The 20,531-nt window shown below is 70.0% G+C and carries 22 protein-coding genes and 3 pseudogenes; 9 read left to right on the plus strand and 16 right to left on the minus strand.

Annotated elements, in window-relative coordinates; all coding sequences use genetic code 11:
* Positions 1-28 precede the first annotated feature (28 nt).
* Positions 29-1,222: an acyl-CoA dehydrogenase family protein gene (locus QFZ67_RS20020; protein WP_307665901.1), complete on the plus strand. Its 1,194-nt coding sequence runs from the start codon at positions 29-31 to the stop codon at positions 1,220-1,222.
* On the opposite strand, the gene QFZ67_RS20025 is transcribed toward QFZ67_RS20020, so the two are convergent.
* From QFZ67_RS20025 to QFZ67_RS20035, 3 genes are read right to left on the minus strand one after another with little or no spacing between them, the layout of a single operon-like run.
* A complete protein-coding gene (locus QFZ67_RS20025; protein ID WP_307662451.1) occupies positions 1,219-1,812 on the minus strand; it encodes a hypothetical protein in 594 nt (197 codons plus the stop codon). The genes QFZ67_RS20020 and QFZ67_RS20025 overlap by 4 nt on opposite strands.
* Positions 1,760-2,158, minus strand: a complete 399-nt coding sequence (locus QFZ67_RS20030; RefSeq protein ID WP_307662452.1) for a hypothetical protein — start codon at positions 2,156-2,158, stop codon at positions 1,760-1,762. Before QFZ67_RS20030 ends, QFZ67_RS20025 begins: the two co-directional genes overlap by 53 nt.
* Positions 2,155-3,339: an MFS transporter gene (locus QFZ67_RS20035; protein ID WP_307665902.1), complete on the minus strand. Its 1,185-nt coding sequence runs from the start codon at positions 3,337-3,339 to the stop codon at positions 2,155-2,157. The genes QFZ67_RS20030 and QFZ67_RS20035 overlap by 4 nt, the downstream gene beginning before the upstream one ends.
* 226 nt (positions 3,340-3,565) lie before the next feature.
* Here QFZ67_RS20035 and QFZ67_RS20040 point away from each other — a divergent pair, with 226 nt between their 5' ends.
* On the plus strand, positions 3,566-4,186 hold the full coding sequence (locus tag QFZ67_RS20040; RefSeq protein WP_307662453.1) for a hypothetical protein: 621 nt from the start codon (positions 3,566-3,568) through the stop codon (positions 4,184-4,186).
* Positions 4,187-4,326: 140 nt separating this feature from the next.
* Positions 4,327-4,935, plus strand: coding sequence for a sigma-70 family RNA polymerase sigma factor (locus QFZ67_RS20045; RefSeq protein WP_307662454.1), 609 nt, complete (start codon positions 4,327-4,329; stop codon positions 4,933-4,935).
* Positions 4,936-4,942: 7 nt separating this feature from the next.
* Here the strand turns inward: QFZ67_RS20045 and QFZ67_RS20050 are convergent.
* Positions 4,943-5,419: pseudogene (locus QFZ67_RS20050) on the minus strand (aldo/keto reductase); the annotation flags it as partial.
* Between the two features lie 204 nt (positions 5,420-5,623).
* Here QFZ67_RS20050 and QFZ67_RS20055 point away from each other — a divergent pair.
* Entirely contained in the window at positions 5,624-6,070 is a 447-nt protein-coding gene (locus QFZ67_RS20055) for a hypothetical protein (RefSeq protein ID WP_307662455.1), read from the plus strand.
* Between the two features lie 93 nt (positions 6,071-6,163).
* On the opposite strand, the gene QFZ67_RS20060 is transcribed toward QFZ67_RS20055, so the two are convergent.
* Both QFZ67_RS20060 and QFZ67_RS20065 read right to left on the minus strand, forming a co-directional pair.
* A complete protein-coding gene (locus QFZ67_RS20060; protein ID WP_307662456.1) occupies positions 6,164-6,901 on the minus strand; it encodes an SDR family oxidoreductase in 738 nt (245 codons plus the stop codon).
* Positions 6,902-6,949: 48 nt separating this feature from the next.
* A complete protein-coding gene (locus QFZ67_RS20065) occupies positions 6,950-7,540 on the minus strand; it encodes a TetR/AcrR family transcriptional regulator (RefSeq protein ID WP_307662457.1) in 591 nt (196 codons plus the stop codon).
* Between the two features lie 122 nt (positions 7,541-7,662).
* Between QFZ67_RS20065 and QFZ67_RS20070 the strand changes: the two genes are divergently transcribed.
* Positions 7,663-8,484: an alpha/beta fold hydrolase gene (locus QFZ67_RS20070; protein WP_307662458.1), complete on the plus strand. Its 822-nt coding sequence runs from the start codon at positions 7,663-7,665 to the stop codon at positions 8,482-8,484.
* A gap of 15 nt (positions 8,485-8,499) precedes the next feature.
* On the opposite strand, the gene QFZ67_RS20075 is transcribed toward QFZ67_RS20070, so the two are convergent.
* The 6 genes and pseudogenes from QFZ67_RS20075 to QFZ67_RS20100 all read right to left on the minus strand — a co-directional run.
* Positions 8,500-9,006: a DUF5994 family protein gene (locus QFZ67_RS20075; protein WP_307662459.1), complete on the minus strand. Its 507-nt coding sequence runs from the start codon at positions 9,004-9,006 to the stop codon at positions 8,500-8,502.
* A 52-nt stretch (positions 9,007-9,058) separates the two neighbouring features.
* On the minus strand, positions 9,059-9,211 hold the full coding sequence (locus QFZ67_RS20080; RefSeq protein ID WP_307662460.1) for a hypothetical protein: 153 nt from the start codon (positions 9,209-9,211) through the stop codon (positions 9,059-9,061).
* A 5-nt stretch (positions 9,212-9,216) separates the two neighbouring features.
* Positions 9,217-9,834 (minus strand): DUF5994 family protein, encoded by a 618-nt coding sequence (locus QFZ67_RS20085; protein WP_307662461.1) that lies wholly within the window; start codon positions 9,832-9,834, stop codon positions 9,217-9,219.
* A gap of 173 nt (positions 9,835-10,007) precedes the next feature.
* Complete coding sequence (locus QFZ67_RS20090; RefSeq protein WP_307662462.1) at positions 10,008-10,178, minus strand: hypothetical protein; 171 nt, start codon at positions 10,176-10,178, stop codon at positions 10,008-10,010.
* Between the two features lie 74 nt (positions 10,179-10,252).
* Positions 10,253-10,609: a PRC-barrel domain-containing protein gene (locus tag QFZ67_RS20095; RefSeq protein ID WP_307662463.1), complete on the minus strand. Its 357-nt coding sequence runs from the start codon at positions 10,607-10,609 to the stop codon at positions 10,253-10,255.
* A gap of 215 nt (positions 10,610-10,824) precedes the next feature.
* Positions 10,825-11,760: pseudogene (locus tag QFZ67_RS20100) on the minus strand (PP2C family protein-serine/threonine phosphatase); the annotation flags it as partial.
* Positions 11,761-12,304: 544 nt separating this feature from the next.
* Between QFZ67_RS20100 and QFZ67_RS20105 the strand changes: the two are divergent.
* Entirely contained in the window at positions 12,305-12,523 is a 219-nt protein-coding gene (locus QFZ67_RS20105) for a hypothetical protein (protein ID WP_307662464.1), read from the plus strand.
* 200 nt (positions 12,524-12,723) lie between these two features.
* Here the strand turns inward: QFZ67_RS20105 and QFZ67_RS20110 are convergent, their stop codons facing one another.
* Positions 12,724-12,939, minus strand: a complete 216-nt coding sequence (locus QFZ67_RS20110; RefSeq protein WP_307662465.1) for a hypothetical protein — start codon at positions 12,937-12,939, stop codon at positions 12,724-12,726.
* Here QFZ67_RS20110 and QFZ67_RS20115 point away from each other — a divergent pair.
* The 3 genes from QFZ67_RS20115 (at position 12,917) to QFZ67_RS20125 (ending at position 16,770) form a co-directional block, all read left to right on the plus strand.
* Positions 12,917-13,075: a hypothetical protein gene (locus tag QFZ67_RS20115; protein WP_307662466.1), complete on the plus strand. Its 159-nt coding sequence runs from the start codon at positions 12,917-12,919 to the stop codon at positions 13,073-13,075. The genes QFZ67_RS20110 and QFZ67_RS20115 overlap by 23 nt on opposite strands.
* A gap of 374 nt (positions 13,076-13,449) precedes the next feature.
* Positions 13,450-13,572, plus strand: a complete 123-nt coding sequence (locus QFZ67_RS20120) for a hypothetical protein (RefSeq protein WP_307662467.1) — start codon at positions 13,450-13,452, stop codon at positions 13,570-13,572.
* A 150-nt stretch (positions 13,573-13,722) separates the two neighbouring features.
* Positions 13,723-16,770 (plus strand): hypothetical protein, encoded by a 3,048-nt coding sequence (locus tag QFZ67_RS20125; protein WP_307662468.1) that lies wholly within the window; start codon positions 13,723-13,725, stop codon positions 16,768-16,770.
* 433 nt (positions 16,771-17,203) lie between these two features.
* Here QFZ67_RS20125 and QFZ67_RS20130 read toward each other — a convergent pair.
* From QFZ67_RS20130 to QFZ67_RS20140, 3 genes and pseudogenes are all read right to left on the minus strand, one after another.
* Positions 17,204-17,608, minus strand: a pseudogene (locus QFZ67_RS20130) (PIN domain nuclease); the annotation flags it as partial.
* On the minus strand, positions 17,605-17,820 hold the full coding sequence (locus QFZ67_RS20135; protein WP_307662469.1) for a type II toxin-antitoxin system VapB family antitoxin: 216 nt from the start codon (positions 17,818-17,820) through the stop codon (positions 17,605-17,607). The gene QFZ67_RS20135 and the pseudogene QFZ67_RS20130, both read right to left, overlap by 4 nt.
* A 103-nt stretch (positions 17,821-17,923) precedes the next feature.
* The gene (locus QFZ67_RS20140) at positions 17,924-20,353 is read right to left on the minus strand and encodes a helicase-associated domain-containing protein (RefSeq protein ID WP_307662470.1); all 2,430 of its coding nucleotides are present in this window, start codon (positions 20,351-20,353) and stop codon (positions 17,924-17,926) included.
* Between the last annotated feature and the right edge of the window lie 178 nt (positions 20,354-20,531).

Consider the following 20,531-nt stretch of genomic DNA (forward strand, 5'->3'; position numbering starts at 1 on the left):
ATGGGTTCCCGGAAGGCGGCGGAAAGTGGTGCAGCGCGAGGCGTCGGCGAAAGCTGGACTTCCCCCGTGTCCGCCCGACGTACGGGAGTTGAGGGACCGGGTCGCTGACTTCGTACGGGACCGGGTCATGCCGCGGGAGCCGGTGCTCGACCTGGGCGGCCCGGACGCCGCCGCCGTGCTGCGCGGGCTCCGGCACGAGGCCCAGGAGCAGGGCCTGTGGGCGCTGCCCCTGCCCGCCGAACTCGGCGGCCAGGGGCTGCCCCTCCTGTCGTACGCGCATATCGCAGAGGCTGAGGGCGCCAGCGACCACGGGCCGGTCGTACTCGGCTCCGCGTCCCTGCTCGACGTGCTGATGCTGCGGCGGCACGGCAGCGCGCGCGTACGCGACCAGTATCTGAAGCGGCTGGTCGCGGGCGAGATCCGCTCCTGCTACGCCATGACCGAACCCGAAACCCCCGGCACCGACCCCTTCCTCACCGAAACCCGGGCCGAGCCCGCCGTGGACGGCACGTGGCGCGTCAGCGGCCGCAAGTGGTTCACCAGCGCTGCCGCCGACGCCGACCTGGTCACCGTCCTCGCCCGCACCGACGGTGTCCCGCCGGACCGCGAAGGTCTTTCGCTGCTGCTCGTCGGCACGGACTCGCCCGGCTTCCGGGTGGTGCGCGAACTGCCCGTGCTGGGGGCGGGCGGCCAGTGGGAGATCGCCCTGGACGCGGTGCCCGTGGACGGCGACCATCTGCTCGGCGAACGCGGCAAGGCCCTGGCGATCGCCGGCGAGCGGCTCCAGCTCGGCCGCACCCTGCGCTGTCTGCGCTGGCTCGGCCAGGCAGGCCGCGCCTTCGACCTGATGCGCGAGCGGGCGATCACCCGTACCCGGTCAGGCCGGTCAGGCGGACCGCTCGGTGACCTCCAGCTCGTCCAGCGCCATATCTTCGAGGGGCTGCTTGCCCTGCGCACCACGCGCCCGCTGGTGTACGAGGCGGTGGCGCACCTCGACGCCGGGCGCGAGGCCCATGTGGAGGTGGGCCTGGCGAAGGTCGCGGCGGCGCGCATGCTCCAGCAGGTCGCGGACGCGGCGATCCAGGTGCACGGCGCGGCGGGTCTCGGCCCCGACACGGCGCTGCCCGCGCTGTTCCGTACGGGACGGATGGCGCGGATACTCGACGGCCCGGACGAACTGCACATCACTTCCGTGGCGCGGCGGGTGCTGCGTACGTCCTAGGCGGAGTGGGCGTCGACGAGCCCCGTCAGCACGGCCAGCCCGAACGCCAGAAAGAAGCTGCCCCACACCAGCTCGTGCCGTGTGGCGGTGCCACTGTCAAGGTCGTAGCAGCCGTGCCGCAGCGAGCCGTTGGCCGCCAGATGTACGCGTACGAGCTCTTCCAGCACCGCGACGGCATGCTCGTGCTGCCCGAGTTTGAGCAGGGCCACAGCTGTGATGGCGGCGGCGGAGGTGTCGAGGGGCCCGTCGGGACGCTCCTCGGTAGCGGGCGGAACACGTCGCGAAGGCGTCAACTCCCCTGCCGTACCGCGAAGATCGGGCATATCCAGGCACCGCAGTCCGTCCGCCACCGCGAGCAGCAACCAGGCACGGCCACGGCTCCACCCGGGCGAGCCGAGTCCGAGATGCGCGCGCAGATGCGATTCGGCCGCTTTGGCGTTCACCGACGCGAGCAGTGGCACCATGCCCGGTGCGCCGTCCACGCGCGCCACGCGCCGGGGGTCGCCGAAGGCCGATCCCCAAGGAACCAGCCCGAGTTCATGGTCGTACGCGTCGAGGCAGGCGCGTGCCGCGCGCTCTTGCAGCGCCACGGCCCCCGGGTCGTCTGCGAGGGGCGGTGCCGTACCAGAGGATCAGGCCGCGGGTCGCGGTGTCGGCCCCTGCCCAGTCGGCGAGCCGCATCGCGGTGGCCCGGGCCGCCTCCCGGTCGCGTACGTCACCGGTGTGCCGGGCCCGCAGCCACAGCAGCCCCGCCCAGAACCCGCCGGTCCACGAGCCGCGCCTGGTCGTCGTCCACAGCCCGGTCTCCTGGTCCGCGTACAGCGGGAACCGGTCGCCGACTCCGGTCCGGGTCACGGCGACCCGTTCGAGGACCCTGGCCAGGGCGGGCTCGGCCCAATGTGGCGTATTCGGCGGCGTATTCGGCGGCGTACTCACGCCCGCGCCTCGCGCCGGTCCCGTACGGCCCAGCACACCGCGACCGCACACGCCCCCGCGAACTCACCCGCGACCAGCACCCACCCGGGCCCGTAGTGCCCGGACTCGGCCAGCAGCCCGAACAGCGGCGGTCCGACCGCGAACCCGGCGAAGAACCCCGCCGAGACCAGCGCCGAGTCCTGCCCCGCCCGCCCGGGCGCCGCCCGCTGCATGACCAGCACCATCGACACCGCGTTGGCGGCGACCGCGAAGACGCCGACGGCGACCGCCGCGACCCACGCCAGCGGGTGCACGAAGGACGCGCCCGCCAGCAGCAGCGCCGCCGCCACCGAGCCCGCAGCGAGACCGCCCGGCAGCCACACGGCACGGCCTGCATCTCCGGCCACCTTCGACCAGCCCACCCGGCCCGCGACACCCGCGACACCCAGTACGGCCACGAGCGCACCGGCGGCCGTGGGGCCGAGGCCGAGCCGCTGCGCGCCGTACAGCGCCAGGTACGTATTGACCGACGCGATCCCGCAGCCCAGCAGCAGTGAGAACACCGCGAGCCAGGCGATCGCGCCCCGGGGCACCAGCGACGAGCGCGGTCCGGCGGCGACCGGCGGCGGATCGGCAGGCAGCCCTCGCGCCGCCCAGAGGGCCGCTCCCGCCGCCGCACCCGCTGCCGTCCACACCGCTCCCCGCCAGCCCGCGACCCCGGCCAGCGCGGCGAGCGGCAGTCCGGCGGCGAACGCCCCGAGCTGTACGCCCGACTGCTTCATCCCGGTCACCGAGCCGCGCCGCCGGGGCGGCACCGTGGCCAGGATCGCCTTGTTGGTGGCCGGGTTGGCCAGCGCCTGCGGGAGCCCGCCGAGCGCGACCGCCGCCAGCAGCAGTCCGACGCCGGGCGCCGATCCGATCAGCGCCAGCGCCATGGCGGAGACGAGGAGCAGCGCGACCAGACAGCGGCGCGGTCCCACCCGGTCGACCACGCGGCCGCCGACCGGCGAGAGCACGGCCGCGGCGCCGAAGCCGATGGTCGTCGTCAGACCGAGCACGGTGGGCGATACATCCAGCTCGTCCACCAGCCGCGGGCCCAGCGCCCCGAGCAGGAACAACTGCATCATCGAGAACGCCATGGCGCAGGTCAGCAGAGCCGTCGTGGCGCTCGTCCCACGGCTCGTGCCCGCCGCGGCGCCCATCACTATCTGCTCCGCCCTCACAGGCACCTCTCCATTCCTGTTGCCGCCCCGGGCGGTTCCACCCGGGTGCCCGGGTCCCGCCAGTCGTGCCAGGAGTCGGCCGGATGACCCCTCAAGTTCCCGCGGATTTCTATGGCTTGAATCACGTGCCGAACCTCGAGCGACGCTCGGGAAGTCCCGTATCCACCCTTGAAGAACTCGCGGCGAATGCAAGGATGAGCCCGCCATGATTGCTGGTCGGGGTGTGCGCGCGGTACGGGCTGCGGTGTTCGCGGCCGTCTGCGTGCTGCTCGCCACCATCGGCCACGTACTCATGTCGAAGGCGGGTCTTCCCTGGTGGGCGCCGCTCGCCGGAGTCACGGTGACGGGCGCGGCGGCGTGGTGTCTGGCCGGGCGGGAATACGGCCTGTTCCCGGTCGTGGCCTTCGCCCTGGTCGCCCAGAGCGCACTGCACACCGCGTTCTCCTTGTCCCAGACGGCAGTTGAGCCGGCGCAGCCCATGCACCACCACCATGCCGGGTCCGCAATGCAGTCCATGGCATCCATGGCACCGACCAACCACGACATGAGCGACATGTCGTCGACCGGAATGCTCGCCGCCCACCTGCTGGCCGCGCTGCTGAGCGGCCTCTGGCTCGCGTACGGAGAGCGGGCGGCGTTCCGGATCCTGCGCGCCGTCGCCGGCTGGCTCGTCGTACCGCTGTGCCTGCCGGTCCGCGTCCCCGCGATGCCGCACCGGCCACGCGTCCGCCCGCGCCGGAACCGTGCCATGCGTACGCCCCGGCAGCTGCTGCTCGTTCACGTCCTTACTTCTCGGGGTCCGCCCGCCGGGACCGCTGTCATCTGACAGCCGGCTTCCCGATGCCGCCACGGGGTCAATCCCCGGCGCTCGGGCATCGGCCGCGCCCTTCGCGTGCGGCCGTACGACTCACCGGGCCCGCAGACATGCCGGTCCGGATCCCGGATTCCCGAGAAGGACACCAGGCGATGAACGCTGCCCTCACCTCGACCATGCCGCGATGTACGACCGGTCACGACGACGCGATCACCGCGTGGGCGCTTGCCGCCCGCGGCGGTGACCCACTGGCCGTTGAGCGATTCGTGCGCGCACTGCACCGCGACGTACGCCGGTACGTCGCCTACCTCAGCGCGGACCCACAAGCCGCCGACGATCTGACCCAGGACACCTTTCTCAGGGCGCTGGGCAGCCTGCACCGCTTCGAAGGCCGCTCGTCGGCCCGCACCTGGCTGCTCTCCATAGCCCGCCGCGCGGTGATCGACAGCCTCCGCTACACCGCCGCGCGCCCCCGGCTCGCGGACACGGACGACTGGCAGGCGGCCGCCGAGCGTGCCCAGTCCCGGAATTTGCCGGGCTTCGACGACGGCATCGCTCTGGCCGAACTCCTGGCGACCCTCCCGGACGAGCGACGGGAGGCGTTCGTCCTCACGCAGCTGCTGGGACTGCCGTACGCCGAGGCAGCCCTGGTCAGCGGCTGTCCGGTGGGCACCGTCCGCTCCCGGGTGGCGCGGGCGCGCAGCTCCCTGATCGGACTGCTGCACGACGCCGAGCGCCCCACCTGGCAGCCGCCCGCCTGAGGCGGTGTCACCCTGCCGCGTCGAGCCATGCCCGCTGGTCCGCGGTCAGCTCCAGGTCCACCGCGGCCAGGCTCTCGTCCAGCTGCGCCACCGAGGAGGCGCCGACCAGCGGGATCACGGGGATCTCGCCGCCGATCAGCCAGGCGAGGACCACCTGATTGACGGTCGCGCCGGTCTCCTTGGCGACCTTACGCAGCGCGGCCAGCCGGACGGGCGTGCCCGCGTGGTCGAAGCCGGAGTCCTGGGGCTTGTCCTCGCGTACGTAACCGCGCGCCAGCAGCGGTGAGTAGGCGACGAGGGCGAGCTCCGGCTCGGCCCGCAGACAGCTGAACAGGTCTCCGGCGGCCACGCCCACCTCGCCGTCCGGGGAGCGCAGGGTCGGCCGGTCGGTGCGGCGGCGCAGATAGCTGTGGTGGTACTGCAGGACTTCGTAGCCGGGCAGTCCGGCCGCCGCGGCCAGGGTGCGGGCCCGTTCCACGCGCCAGGCCAAGCGCGCTCTATGTCAAGAGCCCCACGACGGCGAGGGCACGGCGCTTCCTCTACGCCCGGCAGGTCCATCGGGCAATCGACTGCGCCTTGTACCCGCACGGTCACGCAAGCGTCGGTAATTCACCCGAATGGACGCGTCCGCGTGGTCGTCCGGGAGGCTCCCGCTCACGCTCGGAGTCATCCCGACCAAGGAGCTCTCATGGCACAGCAGGCATCGACCTCGTCCGGCACCACCAGGTCCCCCGCGCCCGCTCCCGGCGAGGCATGGGCGGCCGGCGGCACCATGTTCGCCGGGGTCCTGCTCCTCGTGGACGGCATCCTCGGCATCCTCAACGGCATCGCGGGCATAGCCGCGGACGACGTCTACACGCGCATCGGCAGCTACGTCTTCGAGTGGGACCTGACCGCCTGGGGCTGGATCCACCTGATCATCGGCGTGATCGCGGCCGTCACCGGCGCGGGCATCCTCAGGAACGCGGGCTGGGCCCGCGCAGTGGGTGTGGCGCTGGCAGGCCTCATCGTCATCATCAACTTCATCTGGCTGCCGTACCTGCCGCTCTGGGGGCTCATCGGCATCGCGATCGGCGTCTTCGTGATCTGGGCGCTGTGCGCGGACTGGTCCGCGAGTTCCTCGCGTGTGGAGTAGGCACGGACCCCTGTCGGCGGGCCCCCGCCGGCAGGGGAAGGCCCGGACCGCGATGCGGTCCGGGCCTTCCCCTATGAGCGTCAGGTTTGAGCGTCAGGCGAGCCGGCCGCCGCCGTCGACGTGCAGAACGGTGCCGGTGACGAAGGGATTGGCGATCGCGTACAGCACGGCCTGGACCAGATCGTCGGGGGTGCCGACCCGCCGCGCCGGATTGCGCTCCGCGATGCCCCGCAGAAACGCCTCCTTGCGCTCGCCGAGGCCGTCCCAGGCCCCCGAGTCGACGATGCCGGGCGATACGGCATTGACGCGGACCGGCGCGAGCTCCACCGCGAGTGCCTCGACCAGGAAGGACAGTGCGCCGTTGGTCGTGGCCATCACCACCCGCTCCGGGGCGGGCCGCCAGGCGGCAACGCCGGAGAAGAAGGTGAAGGAGCCGCCCTCGTTCACCTGCCCCGCCAGATGCTTGGCGAGCAGCAGTGGACCGATCACCTTGGCCGCGAACGCGCGCTGCACTGCGGCGAGTTCAAGTGTGGCGACCGGACCGTTGGCGGGCATCGCCGCCGTGGAGACCAGATGGTCGAAGGCCCCCGCCTGCGCGGCGAGGGCGGCGATCGAGTCCTCGTCTGCCAGATCAACCGGCTGTATCCGCGCCGGCCCGGCAAGAGCGACCGCCGTCGCCTCCAGCTTCCCCGCATCGGGCCCGGCCAGGACCAGCTCGGCCCCCGCCGCCGATGCGGCCGCGGCGAGCTGCCTCCCGACGTGCGAGCCGGCGCCGACGACGATCAGCCGCCGCCCGTCGAGGGTGTCCTTGGCAGTCGCGATGGTGGTCATGGCGCGTCCTTCAGCTGCGGTGCGGCCGGGCCCGGCTGGTGCCGTGGTTCAGTCGTCGGTGTCCTTGAGCAACTCGTCGGCTGTGCGGATCATGGTGTCCCGGACCTCGTCTCCGTCGAGGTAGCCGCCGACCATCGCGCCGTCGCGCAGGAGCAGGAGAGACGCCGCGGCCGGTACGGGGTCCGGGTGCCCGGCTGCACGCAGCAGGTCGGCGACCGCCCCGCGGAACCATGTGCGGTGCCCGGTGATCAGGAGCCTGACCGGGTGGGCCGGGTCGGGGTACTCGGCTGCGGCGTTGATGAAGGGGCAGCCGCGGAATCCGGCACCGCACACCTCATCGGCCAGCCACTCGACCACGGCGGCAAATGCCTCGCGGGGGTCCGGGATCTCCGCGGTCGTGTGCGCGACCTGGGACCGGATCTCCGCGTCCCGCAGGCGGAGGTACTCGATGACCAGGTCTTCCTTGGAGGGGAAGTGCCGGTAGAACGTCGCTTTGGTCACCCCGGCGGCGGCGATGAGGCGGTCGACGCCCACGGAGTGAATGCCCTCCGCGTAGAACATGTCCGCCGCGGCTGTGACGAGGCGAGTACGCGCGGATGACCTGGAAGCGGGGGCGGGCGGGGTGGACTGAGCGGACATGCTTCCCACGCTAACAGACCGGTCTGTCTCCTTTGGCCTTGACAGCGGGCGGGCAGGGGGTTCACTCTGAGGAGGACAGAACGTTCTGTCTACCTGGATTGCAGTCGAGAGGAACAGGACTCATGGGCAGCTTCACCACCACCGACGGCACCGACATCCACTACAAGGACTGGGGCAGCGGACAGCCCGTCATCTTCAGCCACGGCTGGCCGCTGAACGCCGACGCCTGGGACCACCAGCTGCGCCTCGTCGCCGAGAACGGCTTTCGCGCCATCGCCCACGACCGGCGTGGACACGGCCGCTCCGCGCAGCCGTGGCAGGGCAACGACATGGACACCTACGCCGACGACCTCGCCCAGCTGATCGAACACCTCGGCCTCGAAGGCGTCATCCTCGTCGGCCACTCCACCGGCGGCGGCGAGGTCGCCCGCTACATCGGCCGGCACGGCACCGGCCGCGTCGCCAAGGCCGTACTCCTCGGCGCCGTACCGCCGCAGATGCTGAAGACCGACAGCAACCCGGAAGGCCTGCCCATCGAGGTCTTCGACGGCATCCGGGAAGGTGTACATGTCGACCGGTCGGAGTTCTACCGGACGCTGAGCGAGGCCTTCTTCGGTGCCAACCGGCCCGGTTCCACCGTCTCGCAAGGCACCCGGGACGCGTTCTGGCTGATGAGCATGCAGGCCGGGCTGAAGGCCGCGTACGACTGCATCAAGCAGTTCTCGGAGACCGACTTCACCGAGGACCTGAAGCGCATCGACGTCCCCACCCTCATCGCGCACGGCGACGACGACCAGATCGTCCCCATCGCCAACTCCGCGCACAAGGCGGCCCGGCTGGTCGAGGACGCGACCCTCAAGGTCTACCCGGGCGCTCCGCACGGCCTGACCGGCGACTACGAGCAGGCATTCACCAACGACCTGATCGACTTCATCAAGAAGTAAGCCGGACGGGCGCTGCTACGCCGGGGTGATACCGGTGTCGGTGAGTATCTGTTCCGCCGACGTGCAGTTGTCGTCCTGGACAGCCATGGTCATCGCGGCACGGGCGGCGGAGGCGTCGGCGTGTGGCGGGATCACCAGGAAGGAGAAGTGGTCCTGAGGCCCGCGAGTGATGATCATGGTGTGGTCGTCGACGGCTGACCAGTCGATACGGACTGTGCGGTCGTCGATGACCATGTGGCCGGGAGCGTGGTCCCAGGCGCTTGCGTCCAGGCCGACGCGTGCGATGGGTCCCAGTCGGGTGGTCAGGGCGACGATCAGGCCGGGCAGTTGGGTTTCGATGGCGCGGGAGCGTGGCCACCACACGCCGTCGAAAAGCCCCACTCGGCTGGAGGTTGTCTCCATCCTCAGTACGGCCGCGCCGGGAGTCATCGGCTGATCGCTTGTGTCCGCGAGGAGCAGGAGAGGAGCCGGGGTGCCGGAAGTCGGAGTGCCGGAAGTCGGAGTGCTGGAATCGGCAGTCATGGGTTGCCGCCCTCTGAGGGCCTTTCGGCAAGGGCCGACTGCGCATGCTGGCTCACTTCCGGGCGCGACGTCGTGGCCACAGCCGCCCGAAGCCGCCGACACCATCGGCGATGCGTTCGCTGTGCTGGGCGTTGAGCATGTGGATCGCGAGCGCGCCCAGAGCGATCATCGCCGTGATCACGAGGATGGTGACGAAGGTGCCCATGATCCTCACTTGCCTTCCTTCGGAACCGGTATCTGTGCAGTGACTGCCTGGGCAGCGGTGAATGCCTGGGCGGGTGATCGTGAGATCCGGCGGCCTGCTCCATGGCCGCCTTCGGAGTCCCAGGCCCGCTCCCGGGTCGAGTCCCAGTCGGCCTCGGCCGCGATCCGGAAGAACTCTGCCTCCTGGACCAGGCCGCTCGCGGTCAGGACGCGCAACGGGTCGGCGGCGGCGGTCATGAGTCGGGCGGCTGTGTCGGGGCTGGTCTCCGGTGGGATCACGAGCAGGTCCCAGCGGCCGGCGGTGTAGGAGAGCAGCAGCAGTTTGTGGGGGTCCTGCTCGGCCTTGAACCAGCCAACGTGCACCAGATGCCCGGCGACGGGCACCTTGCGCGGGATGACCGGCCAGAAGGTGGGGTTCACCGTGACGCGGGTGATCCGCCCCCACAACGGGTCCAGTACGGCTGTGAGCGCGGGAAGTTCAGCGGTCAGGTCGCGGGAGCGGGGCCACCACGCACCGTCGATCAGCGTCGGAGCGGTGCCGGCCGGCGCCAGCGTGAGTCGCAGCGGCAACGAAGAAGAGGCCCGCTCTTCGACCGCGGGCTTATCGAAAATGGTCGCGGTCATGACGCGGACCCCGCTCCGGGCCGGTCGGGACCGGCCCGGTGTTGTGAATCGCCGGGAACGACACGAACGTGAAGGCTCGTATGCGAAATGTTCTCGGTAACTTCAGGGTACTCCTGGCCAACCCCGCCGGACAGATACCGAGCAACGGGTTGAAGGCCTTGCGGGGAGCCCCGTCAGCGGATGGGACGCCGCCCCGCGCGCCGGGACCACTGCACCGCAATGAACGCCACATCGGCCACCAGGAGCACGATGCCGATGATCAGCAGATAGCCCAGGCCCTCTGCTGCCACACCGATGATTCCCAGTACGACGGCCACCAGGACGAGAAGCAGGAAGAGCACCATCACCCGAACACCTCCTCTGTGCTGAGCTGAACTGAGCTGTGCTGAGCTGTGCCGGTTGTACTGAGCGCGGGCGGTCAGCGCCGCGCGAGTTGCCGTTCGCCGTTCGCGCCCTGCCGGTAGGGAATGCCGTAGTGCTGGAAGATCGACTCCTCCTGCTCGGCGGGCAGTACGTCGTCCGTGCCGATCGAAGGGGCCTTCCTCACCAGTCCCTTGGCGTAGGCGACCCTGACGTAGCCGGGCCCGAGGATTGCCTTGTCGAGGGGTACGAAGACCAGGCGCTGGCGGCCGAGCAGCCCTGTCCGGACGGTGGCCATGGCCGGTTCGTCGGTGGTGGTGTCCACGTAGATCGCTTCGAGCACGCCGATCTTGTGCCCCTTCTGGTCGACGACATCGTGACTGCGCCACTCGCGGATGTCGGCTGCCTGGATCATGCACTCTCCTTCCTGAGCGTGCACCGGTCGGATGTCCCTCCGAGCTTGCCCCGAAGGCGAGTACGGCGTCTGCCGTGGTGTCGGCCCGAACAACGGCCCCGGCGTATACACGCCGGGGCCGCCCTTCCGGGCGGTTGCACGTGAGAGTGCACCAACCCAGAGTCAAGCCTACTGCCCCTAGCGCATCATTTCCGTATTTGTCCTGCCGCAGCCGTTCAATCGAGAATGGCGAGATGATCGGCGTCGCCGCCGCGCCACTCGATGAGGAGGATGGTCGCGTCGTCGGTGGTGATGCCGCCTCGTTCCAGTTTCAGCGCGTGGGACAGCGCGCGCACCACCGTCCGCACCGGACCGCGGTCACGGACGACGCGGTTGGTGAACTCGATGAGCTGTTCCTCACCGAACTGTTCCCCGCCGACTTGGTGCTCCTCGACCAGGCCGTCGGTGAAGCACAGCACCCGGTCCCCGAGTTCCAGCATCCGCTCGCTGACTAGCGGCTGCTCACCACCGAAGCCGACCGGCAACGTGGTCGGGCTCTCCAGCCGGTCCACCACGGCGCCGTCGCGGATCAGCAGTGGTGCCGGGTGGCCGGCGTTGACCCATTGCAGATTGCCCGTGGCGATGTTCAGGCACATCATCTGCGCGGTGACGAAGTGGTCCGGCCCGAACTGCTCGTTGATGGCTCTGTCCATGAACTCGTACACCTGGGCCAGATCGGTGTTGGCGCGTCGGGTGTGGCGATAGGCGCCGATGGCCACGGTCGCCATGGTCGCGGCGCCCAGAGCGTGACCCATCGCGTCGATCATGGCCACGTGCAGGATGTCGCCGTTGAGGGCGTAGTCGAAGCTGTCGCCGGCCACGTCGTAGGCGGGTTCCAGAATTCCGGCCACCTCGACCTGCGGGACGGTCATCGACAGCGGGGGCAGCAGCGACCACTGGATCTCGGCGGCCACGTTCATCGGGGCGCGGCGGCGGGCCTGGAAGAACTCGTCGGTGTAGGCGTCCTTGGTGACGATCATGTCGGCGACCAGGCCGGCGAGTCTGCGCAGCAGCCGCCGGTCGTTGTCGTTGACGCTGTCCAGGGTGACGACCATCACCCCGATCTGGGCACTGCCGTCCAGCAGCAGCAGATACATCCGCACACTCCCGGCGCCGGAAGCCTGCCGAAATTCCTGCTTTTGCGACAGCGCACCGTCGGGCGTTTTCCGCGTGGCACAGTTATTTCCTCTTTGCTGTCCACCGGGAGTGGGTCCGGCATGTGCCCCAGGGGGCCTCACGGCTAAATGCCGTTTTCGGTTCACCTGTACATCGATAAGCAGAAGATGCGGACATCTCGTGCCATCTCGCCTCACTGGGTATCCGTCGGACCGTAAATGCAGATATACCCGGCCGGGGGCATGTGAGGGCTTTTCCGTGAGTGTTGACCGGTAGAGTCCATGCAATGTGTTCGTCACCAACTGGCGTTCGAAACTGCACTTCAGAGGCATGTTGTGGTGGCGAAGTGTGCACCCGGAAAAGACCGGCCAGCAAGTTGCAGGGCGGTCCGTCGGCGTGATTGCATCTGCGGGGTGCGGGAGTCTAATTATTGGTGCCCGGTTTCGGGTGCCAGGCGACCGTTCACCCGGCCTTTGCTTTGCCGTAAATCCGGCCGGCGCCACTCCAGGAACCCCAGAGCATTGAAAGGAAGGGAAAGTCATGCGTAACGACTTCACCCCCCAGGTCGAGACCGTCGAGATTTCCGACAGCGAGCTGGACAACATTTCCGGTGGTATCGCCAGCGCCGGTGCCGATGTCGCCGGCCGCGGCGCCGCCGTGAGCGTCGGCGACGTCGTCGGGACTGTCCAGTCCCTCGCGCCCGCCCTGCCCGTTTCGCAGCTCTCCAGCCTCGTCACGGTGCAGACCGCCGGCATCTGACAGCGACTTTTGCGACAAGGCGTTATGGCCAGGAGTATCACTCGGCCCACCGGTGCATCTGAATACCAGTAGGGTTGGCCAGGACCCCGGAACCTCCAGTTCTGGGGTCCATGCATTTTCCCGAGGGCTTTTATGCGCGGATGCGAGGGGGAAGGCGCGACGGGTATTGCAGTGCCGGCGTACATCGTCGGGCACGCGCGTCACCCGAACGTCCGCGGGCCCACGGCGGCGAGCAGCTCCAGGGCCTGGTTGTCGGGTGTGCCCGGCGCGGCGGTGTTGACGACCAGGCGCAGCGTCGAGCCTGCGGCCTCCAGCACATCGCAGTCGAGCGTCAGCCGCCCGACCTCTGGATGCTCAACCGTCTTGAGCTGCGAGGTGCTCGCGGCGACGTCAGTGCGCGCCCACAGTTTCCTCATCGCCAACCCAGACCTGGTCACCCGGTTCGCCCTGGGCCGCGATCTGGCGGCCGGCGACCCTGCCACGTACTACTCCGGCGCCGCCGACGGCTACGTCGACCACCCCGTGAGCAATTGGCGGGCCAACGCCCAGTAGCGCACAGCGCGGTTCGGGCCCGCTCGGCTGCCGGCGCCCTGCCCCGACGGGCCGCTGTTGCATCAGCGGACAGCTCTGAACCACAGGACGCAGAAGACCCCGGCCGGTTACCCGGTCGGGGTCTTCAAGCGCCCGGTGAGGCAATGGCGGAGGATACGAGACGGCCCGCCCCGCGGCTCGCGTCCCCCGACCCTGCCGTGCGACTCGTCTCGCCTTCATCGGGGACGACCCCGCGCCCACACGCCTCACCTGGGCGGACAGGACGAGCTGCCGCTGCCTCGTCTCAACTCGTCCACGGCGCTTTCCCGTCCGGGAGTGTGGGTGTGTCAGGCCGGCCAACTGCCGGTCGAACGCACCGAGACGGGAGACCTGTCATGCCCCGACGACCACTGAGCCGTCGCGAGCGACTGACCCTGATGGGAATCATCCTGGGCAGCCTCGTTTCCGCCATCGCGGGAGCGGCCACCAGCGAGGCCCTGAGGATGCTGCTGCCGTGAGCAAGCGAACTCGAAGCGCCTTGGCACATGCCCTGACGCGCACCCCTCCGCTCCCGTACAGCAACGAAGGCGCGGACGACGAATGCCCTGCGTCCTTGCCAATCCGTCACCTTGTGTGTGGCGTCGGTTCCGATACGCAAGGATGCTTCGATGACCGGTCACAGGAGTAGTCCGCGGCAGGGCAGCCAGCGGTGCATCCCGCAGCCCCGGGCCGTGACCCCGGCGGCGCTGCGTGACTTGAAGGACTACGTGTACCGGCTCTATGTGGAAGCCGGGACACCGCCCGTGCAGCACATAGCGAGTGAGATCGAGAACGACGACACGTTCCGCGGCAGCCCTTCGAAGGCCACGGTCCACCGGATCATCGCCTCAGAGGAACTGTTGGCGGGACAGGAGGATGTCGTCTCCGTTGCCGTGCTGCTGGCACGCGAAGCGGGCAAGGACGCAAGCGAGGTGGGGACCCGGGTCAAGAACATGTGGGTCGCCGCCCGGCTCGCACAGCCTCTGGGGACCCCCGTGAAGGACCTCGATCCGTTCGCCCTGGAGGTACACCGGGCCATCAGCGTGCCCGGTCAGGAGTCGCTGCCCATGCTGCCCCGCTACGTCGAGCGGGATCACGATTTCGCGCTGAGCGAGGTCGTGGACCGGGCGGCAGGTGGCGAGAGCCTCCTTGTCACGCTGGTCGGGGAGTCCTCGACGGGGAAGACCAGGGCCTGCTGGGAGGCGTTACGCCGACTCCCTGAAGGATGGCGTGTGTGGCACCCCTACGATCCGACGCGCCCCGATTCCGCGCTTGTTCACATCGCGGAAGCCGGCCCACGAACCGTGATCTGGCTCAATGAAGCCCAGCACTACCTCCTCGCCCCGGACGCGAAGGCCGCCGAACGCATCACCGCAGGACTGCGCACGGCTCTCGGCGACCGACGGCGTGGCCCTCTACTGGTCCTCGCCACCATCTGGCCGCGATTCTGGGACCCTCTGACGGTCCCCTCCGCCACGGGGTTCGACGACCGGTTCGAACAGCAGCGCAAACTCCTCACAGGGGTTGGCCGGTACATCCTGGTGCCCAAGGCGTTCACCGACAGCGACATGCGCCAGGCACGTCGGGAGGCGGCCGGCGACCCACGACTGGCCAGTGCCCTGACCGGCGCCACCGACGGGGAGATCACACAGTTCCTCGCCGGCGTCCCGAGGCTCATGACCCGCTATCGATGCGCGCCCCCCGGCGCGGCAGCGCTGATCCATGCGGCCATGGACTACCGACGACTCGGACATGGCCCCGCGATGCCCCATGCGCTCCTCGCCGAGGCTGCCGAGGGCTACCTCACGGACCACGAACTCGGCTGCCTCGGAGACGACTGGTTGGATGCGGCTCTGGCGTACTGCGCCACGCCGTGCCATGGGGTTCCGGGGCCGCTGACAAAGATTCCGCGCAGGAGCAACGACGTCGGCGGGACGGCGTACCGGCTCGCCGACTATCTGGAACAGCAGGGCCGCGTGGAGCGCCGGCTGCTGTGCCCGCCGGCCTCCTTCTGGGAGGCAGCCGCCCGTCACTGCCACGGCAACGAGGAACGCGCCACGCTGGCGCAGGCGGCGGAGGCCCGGGGTCGGCTGCGTGCTGCCGTGGGTCTCTACGAGGTGGCTCTCGAGGACGGGAACACCGACGTGCAGCCCGACCTGGCCCGGCTCCGCGAAGGCGCGGGAGACATCGCCAAGGCAAAGGAGCTCTACGAGGCCGCCTTGAAGGCCGATCGCCAGGCGCGATGGGAGCTCGTCCGGCTGCGGGAGATCACAGGGGAGGTGGGGGAAGCCGAGGAATTGGCCAACGCGGCCGCCAACCAGGGCGACACCACCCCCCTGACGCGGCTGGCTCGGCTGCGGCAGGAGTCCGGCGACGAGGAGAGTGCGGAGCGCCTGATGCGCGCCGCCGCTGCCATAGGGGAGATCAGGACGTTCGCTGAGCTGGCTCGGTCCAGGGAAGGTGCGGGAAACCAAGAAGGAGCGGAGGAACTTGCCTTCACGGCTCTGACCCGAGCGGGCAGCACATACGCCCTGTCGGAACTGGTGCGCATGCGGGAGAAGTCCGGCGACGGCGAGGGTGCCGAGCGCCTGGTACAGGCCGCCGTCGCGCGGGGCAAGGTCCGCCCGGCGGTCAGGCTGGCCCGGATGAGGCAGCGGGCCGGCGACAGCGAGAGTGCGGAACGCCTTCTGGACCTCGCTGCCGGCTCAGGCAGCAGGTTCGCCCTGACCGAGCGGGCTCGCCTGCGGAGGAGGGCGGGAGACAGCAACGGGGCGGAATCACTCCTTCGTTCGGCTGTGCACCAGGGCAGCACGATTGCCCTGACCGAGCTGGCTCGCCTGCGGGAGAAGGCGGGCGACGCGGAGGGAGCGCTGCGTCTGTACCGTGCCGCGGCCGACAAGGGCAGCACCGATGCGCTGGCCGCCCTGGCTCTGCTGCGGGAGGAGGCCGGGGCCAGCGAGGAGGCTGAACGCATGGCCTGCAGCGCCGCTGATGCGGGCAGTACCTTCGCCCTGCTCGAGTTGGTGTGGCTGCGGGAGAAGACTCGTGACCGCCACGGTGCCGAGCGCTTGGCGGACACCGCTCAGCGTGCGGGCAACACAGGAGCGCTCGTACTGCTCGCCCGGTTGCGTGAAGAGGCCGGGGACAAGAAGGGCGCCGAACATCTCGTGCTCCGTGCGGCTCTTGCCGGCCACAGCCTCGCGCTCAATGAGTTCGTTCTTCGGAGAGAGGCGAGCGGCGACAGTGAAGGGGCCGAACGCCTGGCCTCGGCAGGAGGCAGTCAGGTGCTGGCCCAACTGGCCCAACTACGGGAGGTGGCCGGAAGGACTCAGGACGCGGAGTGTCTGTACCGTCTCGCGGCCGACAAGGGGGAGACCCGGGTGCTGGGCGAGCTGGCCCGTCTGAAGGAAGAGGCGGAGGACCACGAGGCGGCGGACGAGTTCGCCCGGAGGGCGGCGCACGCCGGTCACGTGGAGGCGTTCTCCGATCTCGCCCAACTTCGCGCCGGAAGAGGGAAGTTCCAGGACGCCGACCGTCTTTACCGTGCCGCTGCTGATGCGGGATACGGCGAAGCGCTGACCCGGCTGGCGGAGCTGCGCAAGCGGTGGGACCCCGATTGGGAGAACCTGCTGCGATACGGCCTCACCGCCGACGGCGACACGTCAAAGCCCTGGTGATCGACGTCAACGGCGGCCCAGCCGGGGCCGCGAACCCACGCGCCCTGGCATAGCCAGTTCGGCCCGTAGCGCGTCTTCCAGTGCTGAAAGACCATCCTCCACGCCCTGGAGCGGCCATTCGTCCGTCGTTGTACTGCCCTCGAAGATCACGGGCTGGACCCGAAGCAGGGCACTGTGCAGCGTGACGAAGGCCCCGACCGCGGAGGGTCGGGGCCTTCGTCGTATTGCCCGGTGAGAGCAATGGCGGAGGATACGAGATTCGAACTCGTGAGGGTTGCCCCCAACACGCTTTCCAAATGTTCGTCTGGGGGTACAGGGGTGTGCGGGAGCGTTCTGACCTGCGGTGCGGCTGTGGCGGGTGGGGCTCCTGAACGGAGCTGTACGGAGGTGAATGCAACCAGAACTGCAACCATCGCCCGCCTATTTGCCGCTCTCCGTACCACTGGAGAGCCTGGCCGGTCACTGCCGAGATGCAGGCGAAGTCGTGGTCGCGGTGCAGGAGGGTGAGCCCTTGCAGCTCGGCCGTCGCGGCGACGACGAGATCCACCGCACCCGCACTGCGATGCTTTCCCTGTTTGGTGAGAGCTTCCTGGACCTGCCAGGCGCGGTCGTAGGCGCGGTCGTCGACGGGAACCCAACCGAAGATCAGCCGCATGTCCTCGATGCCGCGCGCACTGTCGGCGGCCGACCGGGCGCTGTAGAAGAACTCAAGCTCGGTGATCGGGCAGGTGGCGATGAGCCCGGCGGCTGCCGCCTGGTCCCAGCCGTACTGCTCCGCGTCCTCGCGCATGAACCGAGCGAGCGCGCTGGTGTCGATCAGGAACTGGGCCGCGTTCACCGGCGGTAGTTCCCCTTGTTCTCGAACAGCTCCAGATCGAATGCGCCGTCCCCGGCCGAGGCCCGCAGCCGGGCGAGAGCCAGGGCGCGACGCCGACTCTCCAGCACCTCGCGAAGAGCGGTGTTGACTGTCTCCTTCTTGGTGCTCGTCCCGAGGGCTTTCGCCACGTCCGCGACCAGGTCGTCGTCCAGGTCGATAACCGTCCGACTCACGAGTGCCTCCCTGATATCAAATGTGGGGTTAAGTACATCTCGCGTGCGTGCCCCGCGAGGTGGCACACCCGGTCATCCGGGCACCCGGCCTGGCCGCCGAGTCCTACGCGGGCATCACGCCGTGGATGCGGGAGAGAGTGAAGACGCGTTCCGCTTCGCGCAGGTGGCACCAGGCGTCGAGGTAGGGCGGGTCGAGTTCCAGGTCGCTGAGGGTGCGTACGGTCCGGTTGCCCGAGGTGGCGATGTACTCGACCGTGATGGCCGCACCGGTGTCGATGGCATGGGCGACCTGGCGGACGTCGCTGTACGACAGGTGCTTCGCGTATCCGGCGATGATCTCCTCGGTGTCCGTCGCGAAAGGCACCCCGCTCCCGAACGGGTCGGGTTCCGGCGCCGTCGGCGGGGCCTTGAGCAGCCGGTCGGCCAGGACGTCCATCCCGGCGTCGGTGGGCATGTCCGAGGCGCGGGTTGCGGTGGTCCGGGGGCCGCGCCGCCCGACGTTCCTTCGCGGGGGCGGGACGGCAGCGGCGGCCCTGTGCGGCAGGCGCTTTTCGATGCGTACCGTTCCCCCGGCGGTCTCGGCGACCGGGGCGTAGCCCGCAGCACGGAGCGCGGCGAGAGCCGTCGCGGGTGGGCTGCCGCTGACCAGGACCGTCGGGGCGAGCTGCCGCAAGGCGAGCTTGGACAGTGCGCGGTGGGCGGCGAGTTCGGCCAGGAGCGCGGGTTCGTCGCCGTGGATGACACAGGCCGCGGGGGCGATGCGCACCCGCCCGTGACCTCGTGCGGTGTCGGCGATGAGATAGGTCAGCGGCTGTGGCAGGGCTGTGGCGGAGCCGGCTGCCAGGTCCGCTGTGATGTCGTCCGGGGTGCGGCCGGCGTCCAGGGCCCGGCGGATACTGCCGGCACTGAAGCGCCATACCGACGCCGTGCCACTGGTCTCTCGGCCGGCCATCGAATCCAGCAGCGCTGCGAGTCGCGCGGACGGGGTGCCGGTGACGACGGCGGTGAGGTCGGCGCCGATCCGGGCCGTCGTGGTCGCGGGGGGCAGCAGCCGCCGGGCCGTGATGTCGAGCTCTTCGTCGGCGTGGGCCGCCAGGTGGGCACCGAGCGGGGACAGCGCACCCCGTGCCAGCACGCCCAGCAGTTCGCCTTCGCGGATCACGGTGCTGAACGGTGCCGTGTCCTGGGGCGAGGCGTCGTCGGCGAGCGGACGGTGCCAGGCCACGAGTGGCCCCAGCTCCGACGCGACCTTCACACCCTGTCCTGCCGGGAGCCCCGCTGCCGCGGTGAGCAGCCCGTGGCGGGCCTGCAGACAGCCGCCGCAGTCAGGCGCACCGGCGAGCGCGGGAAGCGCCTTGTTGTCTTCGTCGCGCGCCCGGGTGGGGGTGAGCGGCAGGTCCCGCCATGCCCGGAGCAGTACGGCGAGTTGTTCTGCGGGCTCCTGCTCGGCCCAGGCGTCGTACGCCTCGGTGGGAGGTACGCGATCGCCGTCGCGGGCCAGCAGTCCGGCGGCGTACGCGGTCTCCAGGGCGATGCGTACGACGGCGTCGTCCGCTTGGGCGGCCTTGCCGAGCCGGGCCAGTTCACGCGCGCCGATCCCGCCCGACTTCAGCCGGGTCGGTGGAGCGGTCGCGCACGCCGAAAGGACGGAGGCGGCATGGGCCGCGAACGCGGTGGCGGCCACCGCGGCCTCCCGCTCCACCTCCGAGGAGGTGATGGGCACCAACTGTGTGACGGGCGGCAGAGGTTCGAACGGAGCGTGCCAATCGGGGCCCCGCAGAGCCAAGGCCACCTCGACCGGCATCCGGACGGGCCCGTACCGGTGACGGTCCTGGAGCAGAAGCCCGCGGTCGAGTGCCCATCGGGCGTCTGGTTGGAGGTCGCGGCCAGGAGCCCCGAACGCGACGAACAGTGACTGACGCGGCGTGGACCTGGCGCTCTGTTCAAGCAACTTCCGTGTGGCCGCCGGTGCTTGAGCCACCAACGCGGCGACCCGTTCCGCGTCACTGTGATGCTCCACCAGTGCCGCGAGTCGCTGCTGCTTGGTGCCGGGTGGCTTGATACCCAGGACCGCCAGCATGCCGCGCAGTTCCTCCGAGGTGGTGCCGGCCAGCAGCTCTTCCAGCGGGGCGTCAAGTCCCAGGGGCGTGCTCCACGCCTGCCGCAAGGGCGTAGGCATGCGGAGTGCCTCGTTGCCGTCGTGCCACACGAGCGCCCGATCCGACAGCGCCTCCAGGGTCGCGTCCAGCGCGTGTACCGCCGCAGGGGATGTCGAGCCGAGCAACTCCGCGAGGCTGTCCCGGGTCGCTCGTGCTCCCAGGGCTGCCAGCGCCTCGGCGGCCTGCAAGCACGGCAGCGTGAGTTGCGGCAGGACGAGTGCCACGGACCCCGGACGTTGGAGACGGTCCGCCAGTTCCCCCACCGAGCGTGGTTCCGGAGAGGAGGCTGCGTCCTTCCGCATGGCGAGTACGCGTGCCAGGCGGGAACCGTCGAGTTCGCTCAGCCAAGTCGCAAGCGTCGATCGGGACTTCATGAGGGTGCACCTCGACAGACAGGGAACGTCACAGGCGGCCGAAGCCGCTTCGGCGCCAAGGTCAAGGATGGCGCAGTTCCATGATCCGCGGATGCCGTACGAAGACAGAGTTTGGGGCACCTCCCCGCCGCGGGCCCAGCCCGACGAGACGAGCCGACGGCAGTAGAAGATCCGGCTA

It is taken from the genome of Streptomyces sp. V1I1 (assembly GCF_030817355.1).
In the GTDB taxonomy this organism is placed as follows: Bacteria; Actinomycetota; Actinomycetes; order Streptomycetales; family Streptomycetaceae; genus Streptomyces.

What these genes read in the sequence shown, in the direction of transcription:
- QFZ67_RS20035 (WP_307665902.1), bottom strand. Translation starts at nt 3,339, where the DNA reads ATGGGCGCCGCGGCGGGCACGAGCCGTGGGACGAGCGCCACGACGGCT.
- QFZ67_RS20040 (WP_307662453.1), top strand. Translation starts at nt 3,566, where the DNA reads ATGATTGCTGGTCGGGGTGTGCGCGCGGTACGGGCTGCGGTGTTCGCG.
- QFZ67_RS20045 (WP_307662454.1), top strand. Translation starts at nt 4,327, where the DNA reads ATGAACGCTGCCCTCACCTCGACCATGCCGCGATGTACGACCGGTCAC.
- QFZ67_RS20055 (WP_307662455.1), top strand. Translation starts at nt 5,624, where the DNA reads ATGGCACAGCAGGCATCGACCTCGTCCGGCACCACCAGGTCCCCCGCG.
- QFZ67_RS20060 (WP_307662456.1), bottom strand. Translation starts at nt 6,901, where the DNA reads ATGACCACCATCGCGACTGCCAAGGACACCCTCGACGGGCGGCGGCTG.
- QFZ67_RS20065 (WP_307662457.1), bottom strand. Translation starts at nt 7,540, where the DNA reads ATGTCCGCTCAGTCCACCCCGCCCGCCCCCGCTTCCAGGTCATCCGCG.
- QFZ67_RS20070 (WP_307662458.1), top strand. Translation starts at nt 7,663, where the DNA reads ATGGGCAGCTTCACCACCACCGACGGCACCGACATCCACTACAAGGAC.
- QFZ67_RS20075 (WP_307662459.1), bottom strand. Translation starts at nt 9,006, where the DNA reads ATGACTGCCGATTCCAGCACTCCGACTTCCGGCACTCCGACTTCCGGC.
- QFZ67_RS20080 (WP_307662460.1), bottom strand. Translation starts at nt 9,211, where the DNA reads ATGGGCACCTTCGTCACCATCCTCGTGATCACGGCGATGATCGCTCTG.
- QFZ67_RS20085 (WP_307662461.1), bottom strand. Translation starts at nt 9,834, where the DNA reads ATGACCGCGACCATTTTCGATAAGCCCGCGGTCGAAGAGCGGGCCTCT.
- QFZ67_RS20090 (WP_307662462.1), bottom strand. Translation starts at nt 10,178, where the DNA reads ATGGTGCTCTTCCTGCTTCTCGTCCTGGTGGCCGTCGTACTGGGAATC.
- QFZ67_RS20095 (WP_307662463.1), bottom strand. Translation starts at nt 10,609, where the DNA reads ATGATCCAGGCAGCCGACATCCGCGAGTGGCGCAGTCACGATGTCGTC.
- QFZ67_RS20105 (WP_307662464.1), top strand. Translation starts at nt 12,305, where the DNA reads ATGCGTAACGACTTCACCCCCCAGGTCGAGACCGTCGAGATTTCCGAC.
- QFZ67_RS20110 (WP_307662465.1), bottom strand. Translation starts at nt 12,939, where the DNA reads ATGAGGAAACTGTGGGCGCGCACTGACGTCGCCGCGAGCACCTCGCAG.
- QFZ67_RS20120 (WP_307662467.1), top strand. Translation starts at nt 13,450, where the DNA reads ATGCCCCGACGACCACTGAGCCGTCGCGAGCGACTGACCCTGATGGGA.
- QFZ67_RS20125 (WP_307662468.1), top strand. Translation starts at nt 13,723, where the DNA reads ATGACCGGTCACAGGAGTAGTCCGCGGCAGGGCAGCCAGCGGTGCATC.
- QFZ67_RS20140 (WP_307662470.1), bottom strand. Translation starts at nt 20,353, where the DNA reads ATGAAGTCCCGATCGACGCTTGCGACTTGGCTGAGCGAACTCGACGGT.